This window comes from uncultured Megasphaera sp., assembly GCF_900539295.1.
Lineage (GTDB): Bacteria > Bacillota > Negativicutes > Veillonellales > Megasphaeraceae > Megasphaera.
On the sequence record NZ_UQBH01000005.1, the window covers coordinates 35,048 to 62,047 of the forward strand.

Below are 27,000 nucleotides of genomic sequence, written 5' to 3' on the forward strand. Positions count from 1 at the left end.
ATTAAAAATTTATCAATTAAGAATTGTTTTTAATTATATAATTTTTACAGTAAAAATCTCGTAAAGCCATCGTTGACAGACAGGCACTGTTCTTCTAAAATTAAAGAGTCTACAATGGGTTAATCGTTTGATTTTCCAATGAAACTTTATACTTTTAGGAGGTTTTTATTATGTCAGAACCAAACTCCGAACAACCGCGCTATGCCCCGCCTATGGCACCGGACAAAAGCTATGTTGAAATCAACGCCTACGTCGTCGGCTGGGGCCTGTTCTTTGCAGCCTTATTCGCCTTAGCCGTCGGCTACCTGTGTCTAAAAATCGGCCAGACCGTCGACGCCTTTGCGCCGGTATCGGTCCTAGCCATGGGCATGGCCGTCCTCTTCAAACGGAAAAACGCCTTCCCGGAAACGGTCCACATCCAGGCCATCGCCAGCGCCGGCACCAATATCATCGGCGGCGTCATGTTCATCCTGCCGGCCCTCTTCATCCTGCAGCTCGACAGCCAACTGTCTTTTGCCGAAATGGTCATCCCCATCATCCTCGGCGGCGTCCTCGGCGTCCTCTTGGCCTCGACCTTCCGCCGCTACTTCTGCGAAGAAATGGATGCGGCCTACCCCTTCCCGTCGGGCCGGGCTGCTGCAGAAGTCCTGAGCTGCAACGAAGGATCTAAAGCCAAAGTCATGGTCTTCAGCGGTCTCCTGGCCATGGCCTACGACTTCGTCCTCAACACCCTCGGCTGGTGGCAGGAAGTCCTGTCGACCATGACCTTTTCCTGGGGCCAGACCATTGCCGATAAATACAAACTAGCTTTCAGCCTCGACAACGATGCAGCCCTTCTCGGTATCGGCTACTTCACGGGCCTTCGCTATGCGGCTATCATCGCAGCCGGTTCCTTCTTCTCGTGGTTCGTCTGCATCCCCGTCGTCTATTACCTCGGCGGTGATCACGTCATGACCATCGGCGGCCAGTCGGTCCTCTTGGCCAATGCCTCCATCGACGACGTCTTCTCCCAGTACGTCCGTCATATCGGCATCGGCATGCTGGCCATGGCCGGCATCATCGGCCTGGTATCCATGTCGGGCGTCGTCGGCCGAGTCATGAAAAGAGCCGCTACAGACATGTTCTCGTCGAACGGTCCTTCGGCAACGGATCTCCTCCGTACCCAGCAGGATATGCCCATGAGCCAGATCGTCACCGGGACCCTGGCCATGGACGCCTTATTCATCCTCTTCTTCCATGTCACCTGCTCCCAGAGCATTACCCAGACCCTCTTGGCCGGTGCCATCATCATTATCTTCTCCTTCATGCTGTCCGTCGTCGGCATCAGTTCCATCGCCTTTACAGGGAATGAACCGGTCTCGGGCATGACCATCTTCATGATCATCGTATCGGCCGTCCTCATGGGCAACGCCGGCATGAGCGGCAGCTCCGGCATCATCGCCATCCTGATCATGGCGGCCTTCCTCTGCGCCACCTTAGCCGTTGCCGGCAACTTCATGTCGGAATTGAAAGTTGCCTACCTCACGGGTGCTACGCCGAAGAAGATGCAGCAGTGGCAGATCGTATCTATCATCGTAACCAGCTTCGTTTCCGTCGGCGTCATCTTCCTCTTGAACCACGCTTACGGCTACACCGGCCCCGGCGCTTTGGCAGCTCCCCAGGCTAACGCCATGGCAGCCATCGTCAAACCGATGATGGACGGCGGTGCCGCTCCCTGGCCGCTCTACATGGCCGGTGCCTTCTTCGCCTTTATCCTGTGGATGATGAAAGTTCCGCCTTTGGCGTTTGCCCTCGGCGCGTACCTTCCTATGGAAATCAACACGCCGGTCCTCATCGGCGGCTTAGTCTCGTACTTCGTCTCGCACAGCAGCAAAGACGAAGCCCTCAACGAGCTTCGCCTCAGTGAAGGCAGCACCATCGCCTCGGGCTTCGTTGCCGGCGGTGCCATCGGCAGCCTCATCAGCGCCGTCCTCCACATCGGCGGTATCGACTGGTTCCTCAAAGATTGGGTCACGACGCCGGGCGCAACCTATCTCGGCATCATCGCCTACCTGGCCCTCTGTGCCGTCATCTACTGCGTCGCCTGCCGCATCAAGGAATAAGCATAGCCTTAACTTAAAATAGGAAAGGACTTCCTCGACCAGACCTGACAAGCTGACTAAGGAAGTCCTTTTCTATTTCGCTAACATTTGATATCCTATAGTTGATAGAGCCCACCACGCATAAGGCGGAAACGCACTGCGGGTGGGACTTTTTTTATTTTCTAAGAAAAGGCTCTCACCATCTCTTCTTATAGCGTATAAAAACGCCGACCATCTCACGATGATCGGCTTTCTCTTTAAAACGGAGCCCAAGGATTCAGCCAACGATAAACCATCTGGTCAGCGCCAAAATGGACGGCAATCATGCCGACGACAAAGACACCGACGGCACAAGTGCCCGCTTTAATCAGATTCTGCTTGGTAGCCAGACTCTTTACAGCTTCCTTCATGTCCTGCAGTTCCTCGGCGGCAGTCCTGTTTTCCATGGTGTCGGGCTCTTTCAATTCTTCGACGGCGTCTGCTTTCACTTCCGCAGCACTGCGTTCTTTCAGTTCGTGCCAAACGCAGGACTTGCACCATACGTTCCCGTCAAAACGGACAACCTTCTTTTTCTTCCCACAACAACTGCATTTCTTCTTCATATCCTTGCTCCCTCCAACCGACAAGACTCACGTCGGCCATCTTTTGTATATATTTTGGGTTTATTTTATTATATCATATATATACTTTATATGACAAAGAAGGCACGACCTGAGTCAAAAGCTCCGCCGTGCTCTTTTTGTCAGTCAACCAGTATGATAAATCCCATATTTACTTACAAATATGATCAAAGATATACTGCAGGGCCTCTTTGGCCTGGGCATACCGTTCCTCCGTTCCGCTCAGGAGACGGGCAAGAATGATAAAACCAATTTCACGGGACAATGACCGGACGTCATCTGTTGCAGTAGAACAATAGTCAAACCTGCCCCCCTATTCAGAAGGGCACGTTATCTTTATGTCCATTGAATTTTCATAAATTTAGGATACTCTTCTTCTATAGTACCTACGAGCATAAAAGCCATATCCAGAAGCACGGCGGGATCAAAGTGATCCTTTATAAACAGAGACCATCGCATGACGACATCGCCTTCATCACTGACGAAAAACTTGCCAAATCGATACCCCTGATTAAGTTCATTGATCAATCCCAATACGGCTTCTTTCTTTGAAGGATCTTCTATCTTGGCAATATCAAAAATGCCAAGGTCTACAAAGGTCTCTTCCTCGGAAAATTCATAAACCACCGTAAGTATCTGATTGTTTTTAATCTCGTGCTGCGCAATAAAAGCCCGCGTCACGCCCTCATCATCAGTGAGCTCGCGATAGCGATATTCTCTTTCATTCAGATGATCTCTAAATAAATCCAGTTTGCTCATTGTTACCTCCATGATAAAAACAAATACGTATCATAACTTTCATTGCTTTTATCATAACACAAATAACACAGAGTCGTAAATATACGTACAATTTTCCCTAAAAAACGACCTCCCAAAGTCAGCTTTTTAATTCTAAACCTCAGGAGATCAAGGACAGCAAAATCGATTTCACTAGACATGAATCTTGAACAGGCCGTCACGATTGCAGTAGGCATAGATAAAGCCATGGCCCCGGCTCATGAACCGGCACTGCGCATCCTGTTCGGGGTACAGCTTCACCAAGGTATAGCGGTCGGCCGTCACATAGGCCATAAAGGAAATATAGTGCTCCTTGGTCATGGGATGGTCGATATGGACGAAGAACTCGTTTTCTATCATGTCATAGTCAATCTGATGATCTGACGACGCCTCTTCCACCGTAAGGACCGGTAATTTGACACCGCAGCAATGATACGCCCCTTCGCCAAAGCTGGTGATGATATTGCCGCAAATGGGACAGACGTAAAACTTAAGTTTTTTGACATTGGCCGATCGGTTATCGTTGACGGCATATTCACCGGCAAAGAGTTCTGCCACAGAAATCCCAAGGGCCTCGGCTAAGGGCGTGATCAAGGTAATATCGGGAAGGCCCTTGCCGGTCTCCCATTTCGAAATCGTCTTGTCGCTGATACGCAGTTTCTCAGCTAAATCCTTTTGCGTGAGCTTCTTTTTTTCACGCAGTTCTTTTAACATCGTTCCTGATATATAGTTCATAGTAATTGCACCTCTTTCTGTTGCTATGACTATCTTAAAATAAAAGGGGCAATAATACTACCTACGGAGCGTAGAGTACCGGATTGTCTTACAAAAAGCAGACACAAACCTTCATCATTTATGCTACAATAAAGAAAATATCACATTTTCATTGTTTTTTATTAACATTAAGGAGATGTTCCATATGCCCCGAAAGTTACTACTGACGCTCATCCTGTCTTTATGTTTTGCCTTACCTTGCTTGGCCCACTCCTATCCCCTGTCCGAAGCGTATATCGGTGGAGTCGGCCCTAACTGCACCATGAAATATGTCCAAAGTATTTATGGAGAGCCAAAATCAAAAAAATGGACAGCTACAGACGGCATCCGCAGCGTCACATATTATTACAGCCCCTTATATCAAGTCACGGGCAGAACCTGGGCCAATCATGCCATACCGGAAGACGAGTTTCCGGTCGTCGGATATACGGTAAAAGCAAATAATCTCACTACCCCGTCGGGCATTACCGTTGGCGTTCCTTATAGTACCGTTGCGAAAATGTATGGGCCTGGTCAACGATATGTCGAAAAAGGACGCGTAAAATATATTTATAGTTTGCCAAATCAACACGAAATATCTTTTACCGTAAATAAAAAGGGTATCATTACAGAGATTTACCTGGGAACTGATTTTTAAAGCCCTTACCGAGAATCGTAATTTAACGTAATGACAACAAAAAAACTTGCACAAAGGTCTTGTGCAAGTTTTTTGTAATTATCTCAAGGCGTCCAATAAATAGAAATTTCAGATATCTTCTTTTTATTATATTTGATCATCATATTTTGTTCCCAACTGCCATTGCAGCGGTAGAAATGATTTCCTTTATACAACTCAGACGGACTAAAGTAATCGGTAACCACGGAGATATCCTGACCAACGGAAAAGCCGGCTGGCGTCTTTAAGCCGTTATTCGCCGTCGTCCAAACTCGATGAACACCGCCTCTATCATTATACGTAATAAAAAAACTATTCCCATAGCGTGCTGTATGAACAGTCTCAAACGTAACCGGATCTTGACTATAAGAAATATTATCCGGCGCACCGTAAACAGACTGGACGTAGGCTTCTGTCGAAGTTAAACTGACACCGCCAATGGCAATGTGGCTATTCCCGATATACGAGACCCGTGCATGAGCAAAGGACGAAAAGACCATGGTCAAGCAAAAAATCAGGCCCAACAAAACGACTATCTTCTTTTTCACCTAAATCCCCTCCTTAGCGGTAATGTACATCTTCCTCGACGACTTCGCCATATTCATTGATGATGACACTGCTCGGGCCAATCCGCTGGGAGTGGAACAATACCTGATACCCCTCATCGACCACTTCAAGACCATAAATCATTACGCCGGGATACATTTCTGATACGATATCCTGCGCTTCATCGGCATCAATGGCAAAAACGACGGTCGTCGGCATAATGCCTCCCAGGCCGAAGGCGAGACTGATGCCTAATCCCCCAATGACTAAAGCTTTCTTCAAAAGATTCACAACGATACCTCCTAAAAAAACACAACAATGGTTATATATTACAGTTTCGACATAAAATTATATATTCCTTCTGGAAATTTCCATGTCAATCCTATACGGAGGTTTTCGTTGTGATTCCCCGCCTTGACGTGATATTAATTTTGATAGGCCAGTCTTTCCTGCCCGACTCCAAATCGGTGTGCCGGACGATACCATAAGAGCAGGGCAAAGATGCAGACGGCAGTCACGGCCAGGCTGACCGGGTAGGCCATCATGATCCAGTAGAATTCACGATGCTGCGGAAAGACGGCAAAAATCCAAAAGAGGCGACTACCGCAGATGGTGATGGTCGTAACGGCAGCCGGCAGCAAGGAAATGCCGAAGCCGCGCATATAGCCGGACATGTTTTCATATAAAACAGTGAATATGTAGGCAACAAAGATGATTTTCAGACGAAGCATACCGAGTTCAATGACGGCCGGATCCGGAGAGAAAAGGGATAAAAGAAAGGGCCCGAACGAGAAAATCAGGAAAACAGCGGCTACAGAGGCAATGATGTCTTCGAAGAGAGCAATCTTGAAAATGCGGCGGCAGCGGTCAAGGTAGCCGGCACCATAATTTTGACCGACAAAGGTCGTGCAGGCCTGGCTAAAGGAATTGAGCAGGTCATAGGTGATCATTTCAAGGTTAAAAGAAGCCGCCGAAGCAGCAATCGCATTCGTCCCCAAGCTATTGATAGCCGCTTGAATAACGATATTAGCAAAGGTAAAGACGCCGCTTTGAACGCCTGCCGGAAGGCCGATGGCGATAACCGAACGGACGCAGTCCCAGTGAATGCCGATATCTTTGACCTGCAGCTGAATATAGCGGTGGGGCCGCATCAACAGGCGGAACAAGACGCCGGCACTAACGGCGTTGGCAATCACGGTAGCCAAGGCGGCACCGGCGACATGAAGGTCGAGGACGGCGACGAAAAACAGGCTTAGGATTACATTTACCAGTCCCGACACGATGAGTACCTTTAAAGGCATGCGCGTATCGCCGACACTTCGAAAGACAGCCGATTCAAAGTTGTACAACAGGATAACCGGCAGCCCCAAAAGATAAATCCGTAAAAAGAGTACTGCCGACGGCAATACATCAGCAGGTACATTCAGAGATCCGAGAAGCGGTGCCGCCACGCCTTCCCCTGCGAGGGCTACGGCGACGCCGATGACCAAAGCCATGATGACGGCTGTATGTACCGTATGGGTTACAGTCAGTCGGTCCTTACGGCCGATGGCATTGGCGATGACGACGTTGACACCCAATGCCAGTCCGATAAAAAGGTTTAGAATTAAGCCGATGATGGGGATATTAGCCCCGATGCCGGCGACGGCAATCGTATTGGCGGCCCCACTGAAATGACCGACCACGGCCAAGTCAGAAGCCAGAAACAGTTGTTCCAAAATGACCGTCGCTGCTACCGGCAAGGCAAAGAGAGGAATTTTATCCCAGAGCGAGCCGTGCAGCATGTCAATCTTAAACATTTTTTGATTTACGTGATGAATTGTATTTGTTTCTTCCATAGTAAGTCTCCTCCTAACGACACTCATTATAGTGCTATCATCATTTCATAGCAAAGACCTATAAACTATCATTATCATAGTTTACAGCAATGGTACGTCATGCTACAATGAACCTGAAAGGAGACTCTCATGGATATTCGCGTCTTACGTTATTTTCTGGCCACGGCCAGAGAACAAAACATTACCCGCGCCGCTGAAACCCTGCACATTGCCCAACCCTCCCTTTCAAAACAATTGATGGAACTTGAATCTGAACTGGGAAAACAGCTATTGATACGGGGCAAGCGGCGCATCACCCTTACACCCGATGGAGTACTGCTGCGAAAACGGGCGGAAGAAATCGTCGCCCTCCTTGAAAAGACAGAGCAGGAAATCGCCTCAACGGACCAAGATATTACCGGTACTATCGCCATCGGCGGTACACCGCGCCAGGGAGTGCTTGAAGCGGCATCAGCCCTTCATCAGCAGTACCCCCACATCCGATTCAGCTTTCACGTCGGCGATGCCCCGGATATTACGGAACGGCTGGATCACGGCAGCCTGGACTTTATCGTCCTCCTCGACCGTCCGGACAAGGCTGTCTATGGTTCCCATCCCCTGCCCGATGCTTCCGTTTGGGGCCTGCTGATGAAAAGAGATGACCCGTTAACCCAAAAAACGGCGGTCATCCCAGAAGACCTCTGCCATCGCCCCTTGGTCATCGCCCAACGAGAAGGAATTCGCCAGATGCTCTTTGCTTGGGCAAAACCAGTTTCAGACCAACTGGACATCATTGCTACCTACAACGTCATGAATGGCACCCCTGTCCCTTTCGCCCTATACACACCGGGCCTGGTTCTGATTATCCGCGATCTCCTGTCGCCTACCATCGATCCGGCCGTCGCCTTCCGCCCCCTCGATCCGCCCATAAAAACACAACATTACCTGGTTTGGAAACGCTACGCCGCCTTTTCAGCCGCCAGCCAGAAATTCTTAGAAACGATACACCGCCTCTATCCTCAAAAATAATACATCTCCCTAGTTTATGAATTTCTCTGTTTAAAGTAATTTCTTCCTAAAAGGATTGGTTCCATAAAGATATGAGACAAAAAAGAAGTTATCCCTAAGTCACGGTATACATTGAGATAACTTCTTTTTATATACATCACTATTATGTTTTTAATAGATGTCTGCTTGTGAGGTGCCCTCGATAGTCGAAAAATTCGCCGACTCTAAAGAGAAAAGAGCTGCTCAGTTTTTCCTTTAACCGATAGCCATCCTATGAAGCTTCTTTAGCCAAAACTACGGAATCCCCGTCGTGATCCGCCAAGGACAGCAGTGCCAACCGTTCGATAAAGAACAGGCGGCGGTTGAAGAAATTAACGAGTCGACCGACGGCCATGGCCGATACGATAGTCCCAACTCCGATAGCAGCAAAGGTCTGAGCACCGCCATAGAAAAGGGATAGTCCCAAGGCGATGGCGACCAATGTCGAATCGAAGGCCACTTTGGCCGTACCCATGCGGATATTCGCAGTTTGAGCAATGGCTTTTACAATGCCGTCACCGGGGACCATGAGGACCTGCGAGGCCACTTCCAGGCAGATGCCGAAGGCCAGGACAGCACAACCGATGAGCAGGATTACTCCTGCCAGAGGCCAGGAATGTCCCTGCAGCCCCGATAAGAAAGGCATGTACAGATCGAGGGCAACGCTGAAAATAACACTAATACCTAACTGAAGTGCTTCTATAGGATGGAATTGCCGCCGCAGCAAAGCAACTTGAGCAGCAATAAACACGATATTCGCAAAAAAAGTAATCTGACCAAAGGTCCAATTCGAATACAGGCTGATAACGATAGGGACGCTTGATATGGGCGATGACCCTAATCCGGCAACGATAATGAGGTCGATGCCCAAGGCGTTTATCAAAATGCTTAAGATAAATACGGGAATCCGAATCCCTTTATAGTGCATGCGACGCAAAATTAATCACCCCATTTTTTTTGATTTTCAATGATTTTACGAAAGGTTTCCATGAACTGCTGCTGTTCTGCAGGGTCGATGCCCTGCCACATAAAGTCGTCGAGACCGTAGATGATTTCGCGGATGTCCTTGGCCTTTTCCCACCCCTTTTCGGTCAGAAAAATAGACACGCCGCGCTGATCATCGGGACGGATTTCTTTGCGGATGAGTTCCAGTTTTTCCATTCGTTTCAAAAGACTCGTCACTGTCGACTTGTCGATAATGCATTCCTGACCGATTTCTTTCTGACCGGCTCCGTCATGGAACCACAGGTACTCTAAAATCTTAGGCTGACCGGGCATGAGGCCTTCTTGCTTGGTATAGCGGCCGATTTCCCGAGTCGAGCGATTAAATCCGATTAATAACAAAATATGCAAAGCTTCTAAGTCCATGTCGTCGTCTCCTTTATTAGTTTTAATTCAAACTAAATAGTTGTAATTCAAACTACTTTCTTATTATAGTCCAAGTATCCAAAAAGTCAATAGACTTAAGACATCAATACTCAGAAATGGGCAAAAAAAATAAGCACGACGGCTGTCATAGGCCATCGTGCATCTTATCAATCATGGGAATTAGGCGGATAGGGATACAAGATGACTTCTCCGTCGAGGTATTCGGCTAAAAAGATATCCCGCGGTTCATAGCCCTGACGGGTCAATTCCTCCGTAAGCCATTCCGAATCCTTGTCGATCAGCACCAAGACGTCAGTATTGATCTGACCGTCGGCAATGATGGGAAAGCGGATGTTGTCTTCCCCCATTTGAACGACCGTCAGCTGACCGTTTTGCTCGAGGACAGCCCGCTTGACGTCTTGGATACGCTGGACGCCCATGGCTCGCAGCTTCATCTTCAGCTCAAAGGCCTGAATGCCCGAACGCAGGCAGGTTTCGGTCTGCAGTTCCCCCTGCTCGATGAGGATGACCGGCCTCCCATCGACGAGGACGCGAATGATGCGGCTGACGGATTTTAAGTATTTCAAGGTCATGACCAAAATCGTCCAAACGACCATGATCATGAGGAACTGGAAGATACTGATCGTATCGTTATAAATGACACCGCCGATAATACCGCCAAGGACGTAGTTTTGTATCTGATCCAGAGCCGACGTCGGCGCCAGATTACGCTTACCCAAGAGATTAATCTGTAAAATAAGGGCCAACAGCCCCAAGCCTAGTTTAGCAAAAATCATAGAATACGGAAACATGGCCCCTCCTAGTGCGGAACGTCGACGAGTTTGACGTCTTTTTGAATTAAATAGACCCGGTTGATGCGATAGGCCGTATAACTGCTGTTAAAATCGATACGATAGTAATCGTCACGGATTTTAATCAGCATCCCGTCCTGCAGGCGCAGTGAATTGACGGCAATATCCGCCTCCGATAAGGTCATATTGTCGCTGAAGGTATCGAGAAACTGCATCATCCGCGACGTATTTTCCCTCGTTTCCCGCTGGCGGCTGTAACTGTCCCAATTGGAACCGATTAAAAATAAGCCGATCAGAAGCAGGATAATGCTCAAATCACGGTACTTCGACTGCAGTCGGTTGCGCATATATTTGGCAGTGATGATGACCAGAGCCACTAAAATAAAGAAGATCAGGCCGTATTGAAACAAGTAACTGACCTGAGCCTGGCTTTCCAGATAAGCATAGGTATAAAACTGCAAGAAGGCTCCCCCTTTCCCTTTGTTTTTCTATTGTAGCAAATCTTTTGCAAAAAAATCAACTGAAAAGACCTCGTCGAATGATTAAAAAACAGCCTGCCGTCACAGACAGCAGGCTGTTTCCATCATAGCATATAACGGCCGACGATGAGCCCTTTTCCGGAATGCATCTGCATGAAAAGGCACAGTTCTATCCTTTTAAACAGATAGATCATCGGCAGCGATGAATCAGTTATTGGCAGCCGGCAATTCACTGGTGCAGTGCGGGCAGCGCGTGGCATCGTCAGCAATAGGCTGGCGGCAGAAGGGGCACAGGCGCGGATCCGCAACCGGTGCCGGTTTGGGCATCAAACGATTGAGCTGCTTGATGACGATAAAAATAGCGAAGGCAATAATTAAAAATTCAAGAATCGTATTGAGGAAAGAGCCGTAAGCAATGACGGGGATCCCGGCTGCTTTGGCATCGGCCAAAGTTTCTACCTTTTCGCCGTTCATGCTCAACGGGATAAAGAAATCAGAAAAATCGATTCCGCCGAGGAGTACACCAATAGGCGGCATGATGATGTTATTGACAAGAGACGTAACGATCTTGCCAAAAGCACCGCCGACAACGACGCCGACTGCCATATCAAGGACATTCCCCCGCATGGCGAATTCTTTAAACTCTTTAATAAAACCCATGCTATCCACTCCTATTCAAAAATGTAATAATGAAATATTAGTACATCTATTTTATCACTACATCACAAAAAGTGCAAAAGGTTATGGAGAAATTTAGTACAATTTCTTTTAGATTCCCCAGTCGAGCCGGCAAAAGGCCGTTAACGGATGCCGGCCAGCTTCGCCGGGTCCATGGCCTTATCGAAATCTTCAGCCGTAACCCAACCGCTTTGAATGGCCGATTCTTTCAGTGTCAGCCCTTCTTTGGCAGCCGTCTTAGCAATGGTACAGGCCTTATCGTAACCGACTAAGGGGACCAATCCCGTGACCAAGATCAAGGAATTATAGAGGTTGGTCTCAATCCGTTCTTCATTGGGTTCGATGCCGACGATACAGTGCTTACGCAGGGATTCCATGCTGTCCGACAACAAGCGGATCGACTGGATAAGGTTGTAGGCAATGACTGGCATGAAGACGTTCAGTTCAAAGTTGCCCTGGCTGGCGGCGATGCCCATAGTCGCATCGTTGCCCATGACCTGGACGGCGACCATGGTGACGGCTTCGCACTGCGTCGGATTGACCTTGCTGGGCATGATGGAACTGCCCGGTTCGTTTTCGGGAATGCGGATTTCGCCAATGCCGCAGCGCGGTCCCGACGACAGCCAGCGGATGTCGTTGGCGATTTTCATGAGATCACAGGCAAGCCCTTTGAGCATGCCGTGAACGACGACCAATTCATCCTTACTGGTCAGGGACTGGAATTTATTCGGCGCCGTATGGAAGGTCGTCCCCGTCAATTCGCTGACGATTTCGGCAAAGCGGCGGTCATAGCCCTTCGGACAGTTAATGCCTGTACCGACAGCCGTGCCGCCCATGGCCAAATCACGGAGGAAATCGACACCACAGCGGAGCATTTCTTTATTGCGTTCAATCATCCGAGCCCAGCCGCTGAATTCCTGGCCCAACGTCAAAGGCGTCGCGTCCTGAAGGTGGGTACGGCCGATTTTTACGATGTCCTTAAAGGCTTCCTGCTTATCATGCAAGGCTTTATAGAGGGCATCCATGGCGGGAAACAGCTGCTGTTCGATGAGCAGAACCCCGACCATGTGAAGACCTGTCGGGAAGGTGTCGTTCGAGCTTTGGGAATGGTTGACGTCGTCGTTAGGATGGATGCGAACTTCCTTCCCCCCTTCTTTGAGAATGTCTGCAGCCCGGTGAGCGACGACTTCGTTGACGTTCATATTGAACTGGGTTCCGCTGCCGGTCATCCACACGGCCAAGGGGAAATTGCCGTCGAGTTTACCGGCCAGGATGTCGTCACAGGCTTTGGCAATGGCATCGGCCTTATCGGCATCGACAACGCCCAATTCTTTATTGGTCAGGGCTGCCGCCTTTTTCAAATAAGCAAAGACGGTGACCATTTCGGCGGGAATCTTTTCCGTACCGATTTTAAAGTTTTCAAAGCTCCGCTGGGTCTGAGCCCCCCATAATTTATCTGCCGGGACCTTGATTTCTCCCATCGAGTCTCTTTCAATACGATATTCCATAATATCCTCCTTTAAATTCCCATGGCCGACGGATAAAAAATACGAGCATCCATCATTTTGATATCGGCCGCCATGAGCGGTCTGAATTCCATTTGGGCCAGCACGTCCTTTTCAAGGTCGATGCCCGGTGCCACTTCGGTCAGCATCAGGCCCGAAGGTGTCAGGCGGAACACGGCCCGCTCGGTAACGACCAGGACCTCTTGATTCCGAGTTGCCGCATAGGTTCCGGAAAAAGTAATCTGTTCGACGGTCTGCTTAAATTTTTTATAAGCCCCTTCGTGGTCGATGATTAATTTTCCGTCTTCACAGTGCTCCCGCAAGTGTCCTGCCGTAAAAGTCCCCATGAGAATCAATTTTTTGGTATGCTGTGCCAGATCGATGAAACCGCCGGGACCGGTAATGCGTCCATTGAACTTAGATACATTGACGTTCCCTTTGGCATCGACTTCTGCCAGCCCCAGGGCACAAATATCAAGGACGCCGCCATGGCAGATATCCAGCATATCCACCTGCTTTAATTCCGCCTCGGCATTGATAGCCGCCCCCATATCGAGGCCCGACAAGGGAATGCCGCCGATGATGCCCGAATCAGAGGCCAGGGTCAGGCTGGGACCGAAACCTTCTTCGGCGGCTACGGCGCCGATAATTTCCGGAATGCCGATGCCAAGATTCATGACGTCGCCCTGCTTCAATTCAAGGGCAGCTCGGCGGGCACAGATTTTCCGGTTATCCAAGGGATGCGGCGGCAGTGACCGAAGGGGAATCTTTTTTTCACCGCTCAGTTCAGGCCGATAACCCCTTGCCGCGAAGCTTTGGACGTGGTATTTAGGGCGAGGAACGACGATATAGTCGACGAGAAAATGAGGAACCTTCACCAATCGCGAATCGAGGCGGCCTCGGGGTACGACATCTTCTACCTGGACGACGACGATGCCCTTTGATTGGTGAGTTGCCGCGGCGACTTCAAACTGCTCGCCGATCATCGCTTCCCGTTCAAGGGAAATATTGCCGTCTTCATCGGCCAAAGACCCTCTGATAAAACAGATGTCGATGGGAAATGTCGGATAGTAGAGATAGTCGTCGCCATCGACGGATATGCGGCGGACGATGTCCCTGCCCTCAGCTGCCGTCTTAGCGTTAGCCTTACTGCCGTCGAGGAGCGGGTCGGCCAGGGTATGGAGACCGATGTCGGTCCAGACCCCTTTTCTCCCGGAAGCCAGCGCTCGATACAAGGCCAAAAGGTTTCCTGCCGGCACCGTATAAACCAGGCAGTCATTAGCAGCCGCCTTGGCGGCCAATTTCTTTTCCATGCCAAAATGACTGGTGATGATCGTCCCCACGAGGCCGTCGGCAGCTAATCGGTCGCCGCCGCGGCCCCAACCGTCACTCGTTCCGGCAATTTTCACAAAAGTCAGATTACGCGGATGTCCTTCTTCAGCATATCGATCGTGGAGAGCCTTGAACAAGCCGTCAGGCGTACCGAATCCGGCCTGGCCGCCCGCAGCCAGGGTCATCTCATCGCCGACCAGGCGGGCCGCCTCATAAGGTGTGATAAATTGTACCATCTGTACCCTCCTCCCGTCTTCGAAATGCAGGTCTTGCGCCTGCTAGAAAGAAAGCCCCTTTAACATAAAGGGGCTTTATAAACCGTAAGCACTTACGGCAAGTGTTTCAATCCTTTGGCACCGATGTCACGGCGGACTTGCTGGCCGTCAAAGTGGATGCGGTCCACGTTGGCATAAGCCTTATCAATGGCTCCTTTTAGGTCCGGAGCCACAGCCGTTACACCGAGGACACGGCCGCCATGGGTCACATAAGCCCCATCCTTTTGGGCTGTTCCCGAATGGAAGACCATGGCATCGTCTCCATCGATGCTGTCGAGGCCGCTGATGACGTCGCCCTTATGGGACGAAGCAGGATAGCCGGCAGAAGCCATGATGACGCAGCAGGCCGAAGCATTTTTCCAATGCACCATATCCGGCGATAAGGTTCCCTTCGTGCAGGCATACATAATCTGCGCCAGATCTCCGTCGAGGAGGGGCAGGACAGCCTGGGTTTCCGGGTCGCCGAAGCGGCAGTTGAATTCGACGACTTTTGGGCCTTTTTCGGTAATCATGAGGCCTGCATAGAGGCAGCCCTGATAGGTAATGCCTTCGGCCTTGAGACCGTCTATGACGGGCCGTAAAATCGTATCTTCGACGACTTTTTGGATGGCCGGCGTAAAGACCGGAGCCGGGGCATAAGCACCCATGCCGCCCGTATTAGGGCCTTCATCGTTATCAAAGATTCGCTTATGATCCTGAGCCGAAATCATGGGCACGATCGTCTTGCCGTCGACAAAGGCCAGAAGGCTTGCTTCTTCACCGACCATGCATTCTTCAATGACGATGCGGCCGCCGGAAGCTCCGAAAATATGGTCTTCCATCATGGCATTGACGGCGTCAATGGCTTCTTCTTCCGTCTGGGCGACGACGACGCCTTTGCCGGCAGCCAGGCCGTCGGCTTTAACAACGATAGGTGCGCCTTGTTCATGAATGTAAGCTTTGGCTGCATCGCCGTCCGTAAAGGATTCATAGGCTGCTGTCGGAATCTGATATTTCTTCATGAGATTCTTGGCAAAGACCTTGGAGCCTTCCATCTGAGCAGCCGCTTTATTGGGGCCGAATACAGCCAATCCTTTAGCCTGAGCTACATCGGCCAGACCTTCCGTAAGGGGTACTTCCGGACCGACGACCAGCATGTCAATGCCTTCCGAAACGGCGTAATCGGCAATGCCTTCGAGGTCGGATAAGGAAATATCGACACACTTGGCGAGGTCAGCCATGGCTGCACTGCCGGGAATGGCGTACAGGGCATCGACACTCGGGCTCTGAGCCAATTTCCAGGCCAGGGTATGTTCGCGGCCGCCGCCGCCGATGACTGCTACCTTCATTATTTTGCAGCTCCCTTCTCAACCTGTTCTGCCAGATACGCAGCAATAGCCGTATCGTAGACGGCCGTATGATGAAAGGCTTCCTGCGCCAGTTCCAAGCGGTATTCATCGGAGAAGGCACCGTCTTTTTGGAGGATGGAAATGATTTCGCCATACTTGTCGGGATTGGTTACGATGGCAACATATTTGTTGTTCTTCGCCGAAGCTCGGACCATGCAGGGACCGCCGATGTCGATATTTTCAATGGCTTCGGCCAAGGTGACATTCGGTTTTGCAATGGTCTGCTGGAAGGGATAGAGGTTGACGACGACCAAGTCGATCGGCGTAATATCGTGGTCTTTCATGGCCTTTACGTGTTCCGGGTTGTCGCGGACGGCCAGGATGGCACCGTGAATCTTCGGGTTCAGGGTCTTGACGCGGCCGTCCATCATTTCCGGAAAGCCCGTTACGTCCTGAACGGCGATGACCGGTACGCCCGCTTCTTTTAACGTACGCATAGTACCGCCCGTCGAAATGATTTCAATACCGAGAGCCGCCAAGGCCTTGCCTAATTCGACGACGCCCGTTTTATCAGATACACTAATGAGTGCGCGTTTTACCTTCATGCTAACCTTCCTCCTATTCCTGAGTTCCCATGACGACGTTGCCGCGAACAGTCAATTTGTCGTCACAAAAGAGTGCCGCTGCCTTAATGTACGTCGGATGTTCCTTAGTCAGAATCCGAGCCGCCAGCGTATCTTCCGTGTCATCTTCATAGACCGGCACGGATGACTGCAGGATAATCGGACCGGCATCCATATCGGGCACGACGAAGTGAACCGTGCAGCCGGCAATCTTGACGCCGGCTTCGATGGCCTGACGCTGTGCGTGGAGGCCGCGGAAGGACGGCAAGAGGGCCGGATGGATATTGAGCATCTTGTGTTCATAATGGGAAATGAAATCGCCGCTCAAGAGGCGCATGAAGCCGGCCAGGCAGATGACGTCGACTTCATAGGGCGCAATGGCGTCGAGAATGAATGCTTCAAAAGCTTCTTTCGAATCAAAGGCTTTTCGGTCGGCTAAGATGACCGGTACGCCCCATTCCCGTGCCCGGTCCATGACCGGAGCGCCGGGGATATCGCAGACCAGGGCCTTGATATCGGCCTTGATGGTCCCGGCCTCGACGGCATCGTGGAGGGCAATGGCATTGGACCCACGGCCCGAGGCAAAAATGACCATCTTCTTCTTAGTCATGGAACACGCCTCCCCGCAAGGTGACGGGTACGTCCGAATCTACAACCTTGCCGATGACATAAGCTTTTTCATCGCGGTCAGCCAGATTCTTAAGGATGCTGTCGGCATCTTTTTCGTCGACAATCATAATCATGCCGATACCCATGTTAAAGGTGCGGTACATTTCTTTGGCATCGACGCCGCCCCACTTCTGGAGAAGCGAGAAAATCGGAAGCTGCGGCCACGACGTGACGTCGATATCGACGCCGACGCCTTTTGGCAGGACGCGGGGAATATTTTCATAGAAACCGCCGCCGGTGATGTGAACCATGCCTTTGACGGTGAAGTTTTTGATGATGGGCAGGCACGGACGCGGATAGAGGCGGGTCGGTGTGAGCAGGCATTCGCCGATGGTCATGCCTAATTCATCGACGTACTGGTCGAGTTTCATCTGCTGGCGTTCAAAGACGATCTTACGGACCAGAGAGAAACCGTTGGAATGGACTCCTGTCGACGGAAGGCCGATGAGGACGTCGCCGGCCTTGATATTTTCGCCGGTAATGATCTTATCGCGGTCGACGATGCCGACGCCAAAGCCGGCCAAATCGTAGTCGTCTTTGGCATAGAAGCCGGCCATTTCTGCCGTTTCCCCGCCGAGGAGAGCGCAGCCCGATTCTGTACAGGCATTGGCAACCCCTTTTACGATGGAGGCGACCTGAACCGGGTCGAGCTTGCCGACGGCGATGTAGTCGAGGAAGAACAAGGGTTCCGCTCCCTGAACGAGGACGTCATTGATGGACATGGCCACGCAGTCCTGACCTACCGTATCGTGCTTGTCCATCAGGATGGCCAGCCGCAGTTTCGTGCCGACACCGTCGGTGCCGCTGACGAGAACGGGCTTTTTAATATCGCTGTTCATCAGCGAAAAGAGGCCGCCAAAACCGCCGAGGTCGCCGAGGACTTCCGGACGGTATGTAGCCTTGACAGAGTCTTTCATCAATTCGACGGCTTTATTGCCTGCGTCGATATCGACACCGGCATCTGCATAGGTCAATCCTTTATTTGTGTTCGAGAGCATATTTTTCTCCTTCCTCATTCATCTGCGGCGTATCCGTAGGATAATCATCATTGAAGCAGGCTAAGCACATATCTTCCTGGGGAATGTGTTCAATGGCCCGGTTGAGGCCGTCGATGGAAATGAAGTGCAGCTTGTCGACGCCGATGTATTTCTGAATCTGTTCGGGGCTGAACGTCGAAGCGATGAGTTCCTTGCGGACCGACGTGTCGATGCCGTAGAAGCAGGGATATTTAATCGGCGGTGCCGAAACGCACATATAGACTTCCTTGGCGCCGGCTTCCCGCAGGAGCTTACAGATGATGCCGCTCGTCGTTCCGCGGACGATGGAATCGTCGACCATGACGATGCGCTTGCCCTTTACGACGGACTTGACGACGTTGAGTTTCATGCGGACAGCCAGTTCACGCTGTTTCTGGTTCGGCTTGATGAAGGTACGGCCCATGTAGCGGTTCTTGATGAGACCGTGCTTGAACGGAATTCCCGAAGCCTGAGAGTAGCCGATGGCAGCCGTATTGCCGCTATCGGGAACGGCGATAACGATATCGGCATCGTACTGGGTTTCATTCCACATTTCACGACCCATATTTAAGCGGGCCTGATAGACATCCTGGCCGTCGATGACGCTGTCAGGACGGGCAAAATAGATATATTCAAAGGAGCAGATCTGTTTACGCGGTGCCTTGGCGAAAATCGTCGATTTGACACCGTTTTCATTGATCTGAACAAGTTCGCCGGGATGGACGTCACGGACGAATTTAGCGCCGATGGCGTCGAGGGCACACGTTTCCGAAGCCAGGACCCAGCCGCCTTCATCGGTCCGGCCGATGCACAAGGGGCGGAAGCCGTAGGGGTCGCGGACGCCGTAGAGAGTATCCTTGGTCATGAGGACCAACGAGTAGGCACCCTGGATGCGGTTCATGCTTTCCATGATGCGTTCTTCGATGGTGTTTTTCTGGCTGCGGCTGATGAGGTTGACGATGATTTCACTATCCATAGTCGTCTGGAAAGCAGCGCCGCTGCGGTCGAGTTCTTCGCGAAGGGCGCGGGTGTTGGTCAGGTTGCCGTTATGGGCCAGAGCCAACTGTCCCATGGGCGTATAGACGGCCAAGGGCTGAATATTACGAGGATTGTTGGAACCGGTCGTCGAATAGCGGACGTGGCCGATACCGACGGGGCCTCCTTCTTCTTCCGGTACGCCGTCGGCAAAGACCGTACTGATGAGCCCCATGCCGCGGTAGGTATGGATATCCTGTCCGTCGGTCAAGGCGATGCCGCCGCTTTCCTGACCGCGGTGCTGCAAGGCAAAGAGCCCCCAATAAACGTAACGGGGGATATCAAGGTGTTTATCATAAATCCCTAAGACGCCACATTCTTCATGCTGCTTATCCCAAATCGGATCGTAAAACATGAATTAAACCTCCTGTTATTGAGAAAATAGGACGCGCACACCCTTAGAGGGCTTTTACGTCTTCTTGTAATTTCTTGTTTTTAGCCATGACTTCATTGGCCATGTTTTCGCGATATGCCTTGTATTTCTTAGCTAATTCGGCATCGCTGACGGCGCCGATCTGAACGGCCAAGAGGGCCGCATTCTTCGCGCCGTTAATGGCAACAGTGGCAACGGGAATCCCCGACGGCATCTGAACGATGGCCAAGAGGGCATCCATGCCCTGCAAACTGCCGCTTTCCAAAGGAACGCCGATGACCGGCAGCGTCGTGTAGCTGGCAACGACACCGGGCAAATGAGCTGCCATGCCGGCGCCGACGACAAAGGCCCGAATACCGCGTTCTTCAGCAGTCGTAACGAATTCACGAACAGCTGCCGGCGTCCGATGAGCCGATGCCAATAAGACTTCATAGTCTACCCCAAATTCTTTAAAAATAGCTACTGCTTTTTTCATAACGGGAAAATCAGAGTCGCTCCCCATAATTAAAGCTACCTTCATCAGAACCCCTCCTTAGGAATAACAAAACCCAAAAGTGACAGAAATCACCTTTGGGCTTTTCAGTTAGATACACGGAGACTGTTTACAAACGGCATAAAAACCTGTCCATAAACATTTTGTCATAGTGCGTCTCCTCATTGATTAAAATATTTATCAAACACACTTTGATTCTATCAAAAACACACGTGACTGTCAATGAAAATCCGCCTTTCTATGGCAAGACAGTATCCCCCACCAAGGGACTGTGTTACAATGGAATAAAGATGCGATGGAACGGAGGAATACCGATGAATTTAAATGAGAAGCAGCAGCAGGTCGTGAATGAGCTGTCAGAGTCGATTTTACTCAACGCCCCGGCCGGAACCGGCAAGACCCGGGTCCTGGCAGCCAGGGTTGCCAATATATTGGCCCAAAAGAAGGCCAAGGGCTCGGAAATCCTATGCCTGACCTTCACCAACCGAGCCTGCAAGGAACTGAAGAACCGCATCATCGACACGGTACCGGAAGAAGGCTTCGCCGTCACGGTAAAGACCATTCACAGTTTCTGCTACAGCCTCATCAAAGAAGAGACGAAACGGCAGAGCGACCGATACCATGATTTCCTGATCTATGACGACGAAGACTGTAAACAACTCCTCGCTTCCATAGACCTTACGAGAACGACACCGCGTCCGGCATTACAGGAACTTCAGACCTTCATCGAATTTGAAAAAAAGAAACGCGTCATCCCCGGCCTGCGCGATTTCACCAATATTCAGGATGACCTCAAGGGTTGGCTCGCAGACTACGGCGAAGACCTTGTTTGGGAATACGATATCGCCCTTGCCGACAACCATGCCATCGATTTTACCGACCTCATTACCGGGGCCTATGAATTTCTCCAAGACGATGCCGTCTGCCGCCGCTGGCGGGAACGGTACCGCTTTATCTCAGTCGACGAAATGCAGGATACGAGTGAAGTCGAATATACCGTCATCAGCCGCCTCTTTCCGGGCCGCAACATTCTCCTCTGCGGCGACTACTTCCAAACCATTTACGAATGGCGCGGCTCCTATCCTCAATACATTTGGCAAGAGTTTAGAAACGACTATCAGCCTCTGGAAGTTACCTTCACCACCAATTACCGGGCCACTCAGCTCTTGCTGGAAGCTTCTCAGTCCTTCTTATTCCGCACCTTGGGGAAAGTGACCGTCCAGAGCATCTATACCGAGCCGGGCATTTCGGCCTCAAAGGATTGCGGCGCCCCCATCGTCCTCCATAAAGCCGGCACCGGGTTCGAGGAAGCCCGCTGGATTTTCCGGGAAATCAAAGCCCTTCCTCCGGAAGAACGCCTGAAGGCCTGCATCCTCGTCCGCGACAACCGCCAGGCTAAGCTGATCTGGATGGGCATTACGTCGCATAACCAAAAGTACCCGCAAGACCAGCAGCTGCCGGTCACCTGCATCGACCAATTCCACCTGTTTAAGCGGCAGGAATGCAAAGACGTCCTGGCTTATCTGCGCCTCGTGCTCAATAAACACGACAACCTCAGCCTGAAGCGAGTCGTCCAACGCTTCGTCCCCCGCATCGGCCGACGTACCCTGGAAACCATCGAAAGCGATTCCTATCGAAAGGTCGGCCTCATGCTCAGCGACTTCATCGACCCCCTGTCCCACCAAGGGGGTGACCCTTACGGGCTCCTACTGACGGCACTCGCCGAAGGACGGCTGGTCGTCTTCGACGTCGAAAGTACAGGCACCGACACGACGCAGGATGAAATCATCCAAATCGCTGCCATCCGCCTCGATGCGAAAGGGCAGCCCATCGATAAGTTCAACACTTATGTAAAAGCCGGACGATCCGTCGGCACGTCGTACTACGTCCATCACATCAGCGACGAAAAACTGGCCGCTGAAGGGATTCCTCCGAAAGAAGCCCTGACAAAATTCTTGGCCTTTGCAAAAAATGCCGTCATCGTCGGCCACAACGTCACCTACGACTTATCCATCCTCCAAAGCGAACTGCAGCGCCTGGGAATTTCCGAAAGTGCCGACTTTCCCTACTACGATACCCTCGACATCTACCGCCGCTTTTACCCCACCTTGCTCAACCATAAGTTAGAGACCTTGAGCCGCCTCTTCCCCAGCGGCCACAAGCCGACACACGACGCCTTTGACGATATTTTGGCTACAGCCGGGCTCCTGATCCATGCCATAAAGGAAAAGATTCGCCCGACGGAAACAGCCCGCCGGGCCGCTATGGCCATCTATCTCCCCCTCTTTGCCCCCTTCAGCCGAGAAATGGACGCTTTGCGGCGCTTATCCTATCAGGCACGGCCCACGAAAATGATTACGTCCGTCATGAATGACAACGGCGTCAAAGCCTGGTATCAAACACATCGTGACACCTCCGACAGAGACAACCACATCGATCGCTTGGAAAACATCCGTAAGCTCTACCGCATCGCCAAAGAAACAGACGACGCCGAACAGAATCCGCGCGATGCCCTGACCGAATTTCTCAAGATGACGGCCCTTTCGAACAGCGAGCTCGACAGCATGCTGGCCAAGGACCCGAAAATACCGATTATCACCATTCACCAAGCCAAAGGCCTTGAATTCGACTACGTCTTTATGGCCAGTTTAGAAGACCATGTCTTCCCGACTTATTGGGCCCGTCAAAAAGGGGATATTGAAGAAGAAAAACGCCTCTTTTATGTCGCCATGACGCGAGCAAAAAAGAGGCTGTATCTCAGCTGGCACCAAGGATTTGGCCGGCAGAGCTATCTGCCGAGCCGCTTCTTGAATGGTGTCAATCGGGACTATTGTGAAATCAGATAAGACCGGCCATTCCCAGTACCAGGCCCAAGACGCCGGACCCGAGGAGAACCTTGATGACGCCGATGCCTTTACGGGTTGCCACGATGGCGGCGATGAGGATGACGAGCCCGCCGCGGCTGAAGGCCAGCCAATCAGAGGGCAGCTCTTCCGTATTCCATAAAGCCAGGAGGATGAAGCTCAGGCTGGCTACGCATATGAGGGCTACGACGGCCGGACGAAGGCCGTTCAAGATGCCGCGGATCGGTCCGATATCACCGTACTTCAAAAAGATGCGGGCTAAGAAGATGCCCAAGAAAAAGGACGGCGTTACAAAGCCCAGCGTCGCTACGACGGCACCGCCAAGACCGGCGATGCGGGTGCCGACAAAGGTCGCCGCATTGATGCCGATCGGCCCCGGCGTCATCTGCGAAATCGTAAAGATATCGACGAATTCACTCATGGTCAGCCAGTGAAAGGTATCGACGACACTGGCCTGAATGAGCGGCATGGATGCATAGCCGCCGCCGACACAGAAGATGCCGACCTTAAAAAATTCCCAAAAGAGCAAGGCATAAATCATGACGGCACCCCCTAGTTATACAGCGCATCGCGCATAAATAAGAAACCGATGATGCCGTCGATGAGGATGAGCACCATGATATTGGTATCGAAGAACAGGTTGGCTACGAAAGTACCGATGATGATGAGCAGCGGCAGGATCAGTTTTTTCCTGCCCTGCTTGACCAACAGGTCGATGCCGACATTGACGATGAGAGCCGTCGCCCCGCACTGCATACCGCGGAGGACCATTTTGATATAGGCATTTTGAATGAAATAATCATAACTGTACGAGATAATGGTCAGGGTAATCAAACAGGGCAGAACCGTTGCGACAAGGGCCACCAAGGTCCCCAGGACCCCTGCCATGCGGTAGCCGAGGATGACGGCACTGTTGACGGCGACGACACCCGGCATAGACTGGGCAATGGCAACCATATCGAGGGTATCCTTATCGCTGATCCAGTGGTATTCGTCGACGTACTTGCCCTTGAGCAGGGGAATGATGACGAAGCCGCCGCCGACGGTAAAGGCGCTGATTAAAAAGGTCGATTTGAAGAGAGTCCAATAAAAATGGGCGTCTCGTTTCGGTGTGACAAGGTCCATGAGTTTCATCCTTTCTGAAAATAAATGGATTTTTTACATGGCTAGTATACCATAGGTGTATCTATATTGAAAATATTTGTATCATTGCTATAATATACGTAAATCATATACCACAAAAAGGAGTATCCCTTATGGACCTTCGCCAACTCACGTATTTCTTAGCCATCGCCGAAGAAGGCCAGATCACAGCGGCCGCTCGGCGTCTAAATATGGCCCAACCGCCTTTGAGCCAGCAAATGAAAGCCCTGGAAGAAGAACTGGGTGTCGAACTCTTTCTGCGGGAACCGCGCAGCGTCACCTTGACCGATGCCGGCGAAATCCTCTACCGCCGGGCCCGCCAGCTCATTACCCTCGCCGACTCGACGCGCCGCGAAATCGGCGACTTTAAAAACGGCCTGCGGGGCACCTTAGCCATCGGCACCGTCTCGTCATCGGGCAGCGTCATCCTCCGGCCGGCCCTGCGGCAGTTTCACGACAGCCACCGCGGCATCCGCTTTGAAATCTACGACGGCAACACCTTCCATGTCTTAGACATGCTGCGAAAAGGCCTGATTGAAATCGGCATCGTCCGAACCCCCTTTAAGCAGGAATCCTTCGACTGCACCTTTTTACCGGAAGAGCCTATGGTCCTGGCCTATGGCGGAAAAGATCCGAAGCCTGACAAAGAAACCCTTGCCATCGGCGATTTAGAAGGCCTGCCGCTCATCGTCTACCGCCGCTTCAACCAGCTTCTCCTCGACGTCTGCGAAGGCCATAACGTAACGCCGTCCATCATCTGCCGCAACGACGATGCCCGGACGACCCTCCTCTGGGCCGAAGCCGGACTGGGCTATGCCGTCGTTCCAGCATCAGCCCTGTCTCGTGGACGATTGACGACACTGAAAACGAAGGTCATCGACGAACCGCTTCTTCGCACTCGCCTGGCCGTCATCACGGCCAAACATCGCTACCTGTCCGGCATTGCCGGCCAATTCATCGAAGCCTTAACCAAAGCCTGAGGATTATTCCTTAACGGCCAAGCCCTCCAAATGCAGGAGGGCTATTTTTTTATCGATACCGCCGGCATAGCCCGTCGCCTTGCCGCTGGCCCCTAAGACACGGTGGCAGGGAATGATGACCGAAATGGGATTATGACCGACAGCGCCGCCAACGGCCTGGGCCGACATGGCCTTCCCCGTCTGAGCTTCAATGGTTTTAGCCAGGGTGCCGTAAGTCGTCGTCTGGCCGTAAGGAATCTGGCAGAGAAGGCCCCACACGCGGCGTCGGAATTCATTGCCTTCCGGTGCCAAAGGCAGGGTCATGATAGCCGGCATACGACCGGCAAAGTAATCATCAAGCCAATGGGCAGCCTTCTGCAGCACCGGCGTTTCTTTCACCGTCACCTCAACCCCCTTCAATCCGTCCCTATCATATTTCTGCCCGTCAAACCAAAGGCCGACCAAGGCCGTTTCATTGGCAGCTATGGTCATCGCCCCTAAAGGCGACGCATAGCCCATCGTATAATACATCGTAAGTACATCCTTTCGATTATTGTGGTCAATCGTTACCTTTTAATTTTCACCTCACGGCTATTGTCTATACCGTTCAATCGGTTCTCAATAATTCCTAATTTGTAAATCTCGTCATTCGACCACCTTACCATAATATATATTCCACGTATTAAAAGAATCAATATTGAAGAAAAATCCTGTAGTTATAATGTTTCTCTCCACCCATTTCCATTTTATACCTTTCATCTCCGCGAGATAAATCCAATCCTCAAATCGTTGAATGTTCCTGCAAATATTTAACGCTTTCACTGATCATAACCTTACCCGGTGCATACTGTGAAAAATCACTATCCATGGCTACGATGGGAAAAACAATTTCATCAAAATTAGTGAGGAAACCGCTCATAAAAGCAGCCGGGCGATTATTCAAAAATAGGCAAAAGGTATAATGCGAATCCATCTTTTCCATAGCCCATGTCAAAGCAGAAAAATATCGATGCTTAAGGAATGGAAAAAAATCTCGCTTGCGGTGTTTTCGTTCTGACTCTCTCTTCGTATAAATTCTCATCAAACTTGATAAAAGTTCTTTATTCTCGATAGGTCCCCGAATTACTTCCAAACGAATCTCGGCATTCGTTTTCTTTGCTTTATTGTAAGCCTTATGGAGGTTAGACCTGGAATTACGGGATAAACCCTGAAAATAACTTTCGTACTCATCTGGAAACATTACCTTAACACAGACTCGGTCCATTTCCATTTTCATACAGTACTGTTCAGACAACTCATTTTGATGCTGCATGAAGAAATGATAGAGTCGAGAGCGCTGATTTATTTTATAAAGTCTCAGTTCCATCCCACGAAATTGTTGACCTAACTCGTTTAAAGCCGAAAAAATCTGTTCGTCTGCAATATTTTTATCATAAATAAAATCTAAATTACCAGCCCCGCTAATATTTTCGCCAAAAATATAGACCTTATTCTTTTTGACAAATACCGGAATTACCATCAACGGCCTCGTCGGTTCCTTCTCCGCATAATAAATAAAGAAATGGTCTTTTTGGCGCAACGTTGTGGGTTTTACTTTTTTATATTTAAAAATATATTCATTATATTCTCTAGACGAGTAAGGAAACACATACGCATTCTCTTGATACAGTTTTTTCCAAGTCTCTGTCAAAGTCGAACTTTTCCAGTCATACTCAATCAACACTCCAACAT

At 50.7% G+C, this 27,000-nt stretch carries 28 protein-coding genes; 5 read left to right on the plus strand and 23 right to left on the minus strand.

Annotated features, from left to right (window positions below; genetic code table 11):
* Positions 1-170: 170 nt before the first annotated feature.
* Positions 171-2,102, plus strand: coding sequence for an OPT family oligopeptide transporter (locus tag QZQ46_RS02655; RefSeq protein WP_296826556.1), 1,932 nt, complete (start codon positions 171-173; stop codon positions 2,100-2,102).
* A gap of 236 nt (positions 2,103-2,338) precedes the next feature.
* Here QZQ46_RS02655 and QZQ46_RS02660 read toward each other — a convergent pair whose 3' ends face one another.
* From QZQ46_RS02660 to QZQ46_RS02670, 3 genes are all read right to left on the minus strand, one after another.
* The gene (locus tag QZQ46_RS02660; RefSeq protein WP_296826558.1) at positions 2,339-2,683 is read right to left on the minus strand and encodes a hypothetical protein; all 345 of its coding nucleotides are present in this window, start codon (positions 2,681-2,683) and stop codon (positions 2,339-2,341) included.
* A gap of 354 nt (positions 2,684-3,037) precedes the next feature.
* On the minus strand, positions 3,038-3,460 hold the full coding sequence (locus QZQ46_RS02665; protein ID WP_296826560.1) for a YbjN domain-containing protein: 423 nt from the start codon (positions 3,458-3,460) through the stop codon (positions 3,038-3,040).
* A 171-nt stretch (positions 3,461-3,631) separates the two neighbouring features.
* Positions 3,632-4,213, minus strand: a complete 582-nt coding sequence (locus QZQ46_RS02670; RefSeq protein WP_296826561.1) for a helix-turn-helix domain-containing protein — start codon at positions 4,211-4,213, stop codon at positions 3,632-3,634.
* A 184-nt stretch (positions 4,214-4,397) separates the two neighbouring features.
* On the opposite strand from QZQ46_RS02670, the gene QZQ46_RS02675 reads away from it, so the two are divergent.
* Positions 4,398-4,889 (plus strand): hypothetical protein, encoded by a 492-nt coding sequence (locus QZQ46_RS02675; protein ID WP_296826563.1) that lies wholly within the window; start codon positions 4,398-4,400, stop codon positions 4,887-4,889.
* Positions 4,890-4,972: 83 nt separating this feature from the next.
* Here the strand turns inward: QZQ46_RS02675 and QZQ46_RS02680 are convergent, their stop codons facing one another.
* From QZQ46_RS02680 to QZQ46_RS02690, 3 genes are all read right to left on the minus strand, one after another.
* Entirely contained in the window at positions 4,973-5,455 is a 483-nt protein-coding gene (locus QZQ46_RS02680) for a hypothetical protein (RefSeq protein ID WP_296826565.1), read from the minus strand.
* A 13-nt stretch (positions 5,456-5,468) separates the two neighbouring features.
* Positions 5,469-5,744 carry a hypothetical protein gene (locus tag QZQ46_RS02685; protein WP_296826568.1) on the minus strand — a complete coding sequence of 92 codons (276 nt, stop codon included), beginning with the start codon at positions 5,742-5,744 and terminating at the stop codon, positions 5,469-5,471.
* Positions 5,745-5,878: 134 nt separating this feature from the next.
* Positions 5,879-7,291, minus strand: a complete 1,413-nt coding sequence (locus QZQ46_RS02690; RefSeq protein WP_296826570.1) for an MATE family efflux transporter — start codon at positions 7,289-7,291, stop codon at positions 5,879-5,881.
* Between the two features lie 129 nt (positions 7,292-7,420).
* On the opposite strand from QZQ46_RS02690, the gene QZQ46_RS02695 reads away from it, so the two are divergent.
* Positions 7,421-8,299 carry a LysR family transcriptional regulator gene (locus QZQ46_RS02695; protein ID WP_296826572.1) on the plus strand — a complete coding sequence of 293 codons (879 nt, stop codon included), beginning with the start codon at positions 7,421-7,423 and terminating at the stop codon, positions 8,297-8,299.
* Between the two features lie 250 nt (positions 8,300-8,549).
* Here the strand turns inward: QZQ46_RS02695 and QZQ46_RS02700 are convergent, their stop codons facing one another.
* The 13 genes from QZQ46_RS02700 to purE all read right to left on the minus strand — a co-directional run bounded on the left by QZQ46_RS02700 (position 8,550) and on the right by purE (position 20,330).
* The gene (locus QZQ46_RS02700) at positions 8,550-9,245 is read right to left on the minus strand and encodes a YitT family protein (protein ID WP_296826690.1); all 696 of its coding nucleotides are present in this window, start codon (positions 9,243-9,245) and stop codon (positions 8,550-8,552) included.
* An 11-nt stretch (positions 9,246-9,256) separates the two neighbouring features.
* Positions 9,257-9,685 carry a MarR family winged helix-turn-helix transcriptional regulator gene (locus tag QZQ46_RS02705; protein ID WP_296826573.1) on the minus strand — a complete coding sequence of 143 codons (429 nt, stop codon included), beginning with the start codon at positions 9,683-9,685 and terminating at the stop codon, positions 9,257-9,259.
* A gap of 167 nt (positions 9,686-9,852) precedes the next feature.
* Positions 9,853-10,497 carry a DUF421 domain-containing protein gene (locus QZQ46_RS02710; RefSeq protein ID WP_296826575.1) on the minus strand — a complete coding sequence of 215 codons (645 nt, stop codon included), beginning with the start codon at positions 10,495-10,497 and terminating at the stop codon, positions 9,853-9,855.
* Positions 10,498-10,505: 8 nt separating this feature from the next.
* Positions 10,506-10,958: a DUF3290 domain-containing protein gene (locus QZQ46_RS02715; RefSeq protein ID WP_292278593.1), complete on the minus strand. Its 453-nt coding sequence runs from the start codon at positions 10,956-10,958 to the stop codon at positions 10,506-10,508.
* Positions 10,959-11,183: 225 nt separating this feature from the next.
* A complete protein-coding gene (mscL, locus tag QZQ46_RS02720; protein WP_044504028.1) occupies positions 11,184-11,636 on the minus strand; it encodes a large conductance mechanosensitive channel protein MscL in 453 nt (150 codons plus the stop codon).
* Positions 11,637-11,776: 140 nt separating this feature from the next.
* Positions 11,777-13,162 carry a class II fumarate hydratase gene (gene fumC / locus QZQ46_RS02725; protein WP_296826578.1) on the minus strand — a complete coding sequence of 462 codons (1,386 nt, stop codon included), beginning with the start codon at positions 13,160-13,162 and terminating at the stop codon, positions 11,777-11,779.
* An 11-nt stretch (positions 13,163-13,173) separates the two neighbouring features.
* Positions 13,174-14,727 carry an acyl CoA:acetate/3-ketoacid CoA transferase gene (locus QZQ46_RS02730; RefSeq protein ID WP_296826580.1) on the minus strand — a complete coding sequence of 518 codons (1,554 nt, stop codon included), beginning with the start codon at positions 14,725-14,727 and terminating at the stop codon, positions 13,174-13,176.
* A 92-nt stretch (positions 14,728-14,819) separates the two neighbouring features.
* The gene (gene purD, locus QZQ46_RS02735; protein ID WP_296826582.1) at positions 14,820-16,094 is read right to left on the minus strand and encodes a phosphoribosylamine--glycine ligase; all 1,275 of its coding nucleotides are present in this window, start codon (positions 16,092-16,094) and stop codon (positions 14,820-14,822) included.
* On the minus strand, positions 16,094-16,699 hold the full coding sequence (locus QZQ46_RS02740; protein ID WP_292279301.1) for an IMP cyclohydrolase: 606 nt from the start codon (positions 16,697-16,699) through the stop codon (positions 16,094-16,096). The genes purD and QZQ46_RS02740 overlap by 1 nt, the downstream gene beginning before the upstream one ends.
* A gap of 13 nt (positions 16,700-16,712) precedes the next feature.
* A complete protein-coding gene (purN, locus tag QZQ46_RS02745; protein ID WP_296826584.1) occupies positions 16,713-17,327 on the minus strand; it encodes a phosphoribosylglycinamide formyltransferase in 615 nt (204 codons plus the stop codon).
* Positions 17,320-18,384: a phosphoribosylformylglycinamidine cyclo-ligase gene (purM, locus tag QZQ46_RS02750; RefSeq protein WP_296826586.1), complete on the minus strand. Its 1,065-nt coding sequence runs from the start codon at positions 18,382-18,384 to the stop codon at positions 17,320-17,322. The genes purN and purM overlap by 8 nt, the downstream gene beginning before the upstream one ends.
* Positions 18,365-19,792 carry an amidophosphoribosyltransferase gene (gene purF / locus QZQ46_RS02755; RefSeq protein WP_296826588.1) on the minus strand — a complete coding sequence of 476 codons (1,428 nt, stop codon included), beginning with the start codon at positions 19,790-19,792 and terminating at the stop codon, positions 18,365-18,367. Before purF ends, purM begins: the two co-directional genes overlap by 20 nt.
* Positions 19,793-19,835: 43 nt before the next feature.
* A complete protein-coding gene (purE, locus tag QZQ46_RS02760; protein ID WP_296826590.1) occupies positions 19,836-20,330 on the minus strand; it encodes a 5-(carboxyamino)imidazole ribonucleotide mutase in 495 nt (164 codons plus the stop codon).
* Between the two features lie 287 nt (positions 20,331-20,617).
* Between purE and QZQ46_RS02765 the strand changes: the two genes are divergently transcribed.
* Positions 20,618-23,149 carry a 3'-5' exonuclease gene (locus QZQ46_RS02765; RefSeq protein WP_296826592.1) on the plus strand — a complete coding sequence of 844 codons (2,532 nt, stop codon included), beginning with the start codon at positions 20,618-20,620 and terminating at the stop codon, positions 23,147-23,149.
* On the opposite strand, the gene QZQ46_RS02770 is transcribed toward QZQ46_RS02765, so the two are convergent.
* Together QZQ46_RS02770 and QZQ46_RS02775 are read right to left on the minus strand one after the other, a co-directional pair.
* Complete coding sequence (locus QZQ46_RS02770) at positions 23,142-23,708, minus strand: chromate transporter (RefSeq protein ID WP_225069620.1); 567 nt, start codon at positions 23,706-23,708, stop codon at positions 23,142-23,144. The genes QZQ46_RS02765 and QZQ46_RS02770 overlap by 8 nt on opposite strands.
* Before the next feature lie 11 nt (positions 23,709-23,719).
* Complete coding sequence (locus tag QZQ46_RS02775; RefSeq protein WP_296826594.1) at positions 23,720-24,292, minus strand: chromate transporter; 573 nt, start codon at positions 24,290-24,292, stop codon at positions 23,720-23,722.
* A 131-nt stretch (positions 24,293-24,423) separates the two neighbouring features.
* Between QZQ46_RS02775 and QZQ46_RS02780 the strand changes: the two genes are divergently transcribed.
* Positions 24,424-25,290, plus strand: coding sequence for a LysR family transcriptional regulator (locus QZQ46_RS02780; RefSeq protein WP_296826596.1), 867 nt, complete (start codon positions 24,424-24,426; stop codon positions 25,288-25,290).
* A 3-nt stretch (positions 25,291-25,293) separates the two neighbouring features.
* Here the strand turns inward: QZQ46_RS02780 and QZQ46_RS02785 are convergent, their stop codons facing one another.
* A complete protein-coding gene (locus QZQ46_RS02785; protein ID WP_296826599.1) occupies positions 25,294-25,800 on the minus strand; it encodes a methylated-DNA--[protein]-cysteine S-methyltransferase in 507 nt (168 codons plus the stop codon).
* Between the two features lie 250 nt (positions 25,801-26,050).
* Positions 26,051-26,992 carry a GNAT family N-acetyltransferase gene (locus QZQ46_RS02790; RefSeq protein ID WP_296826601.1) on the minus strand — a complete coding sequence of 314 codons (942 nt, stop codon included), beginning with the start codon at positions 26,990-26,992 and terminating at the stop codon, positions 26,051-26,053.
* Positions 26,993-27,000 lie beyond the last annotated feature (8 nt).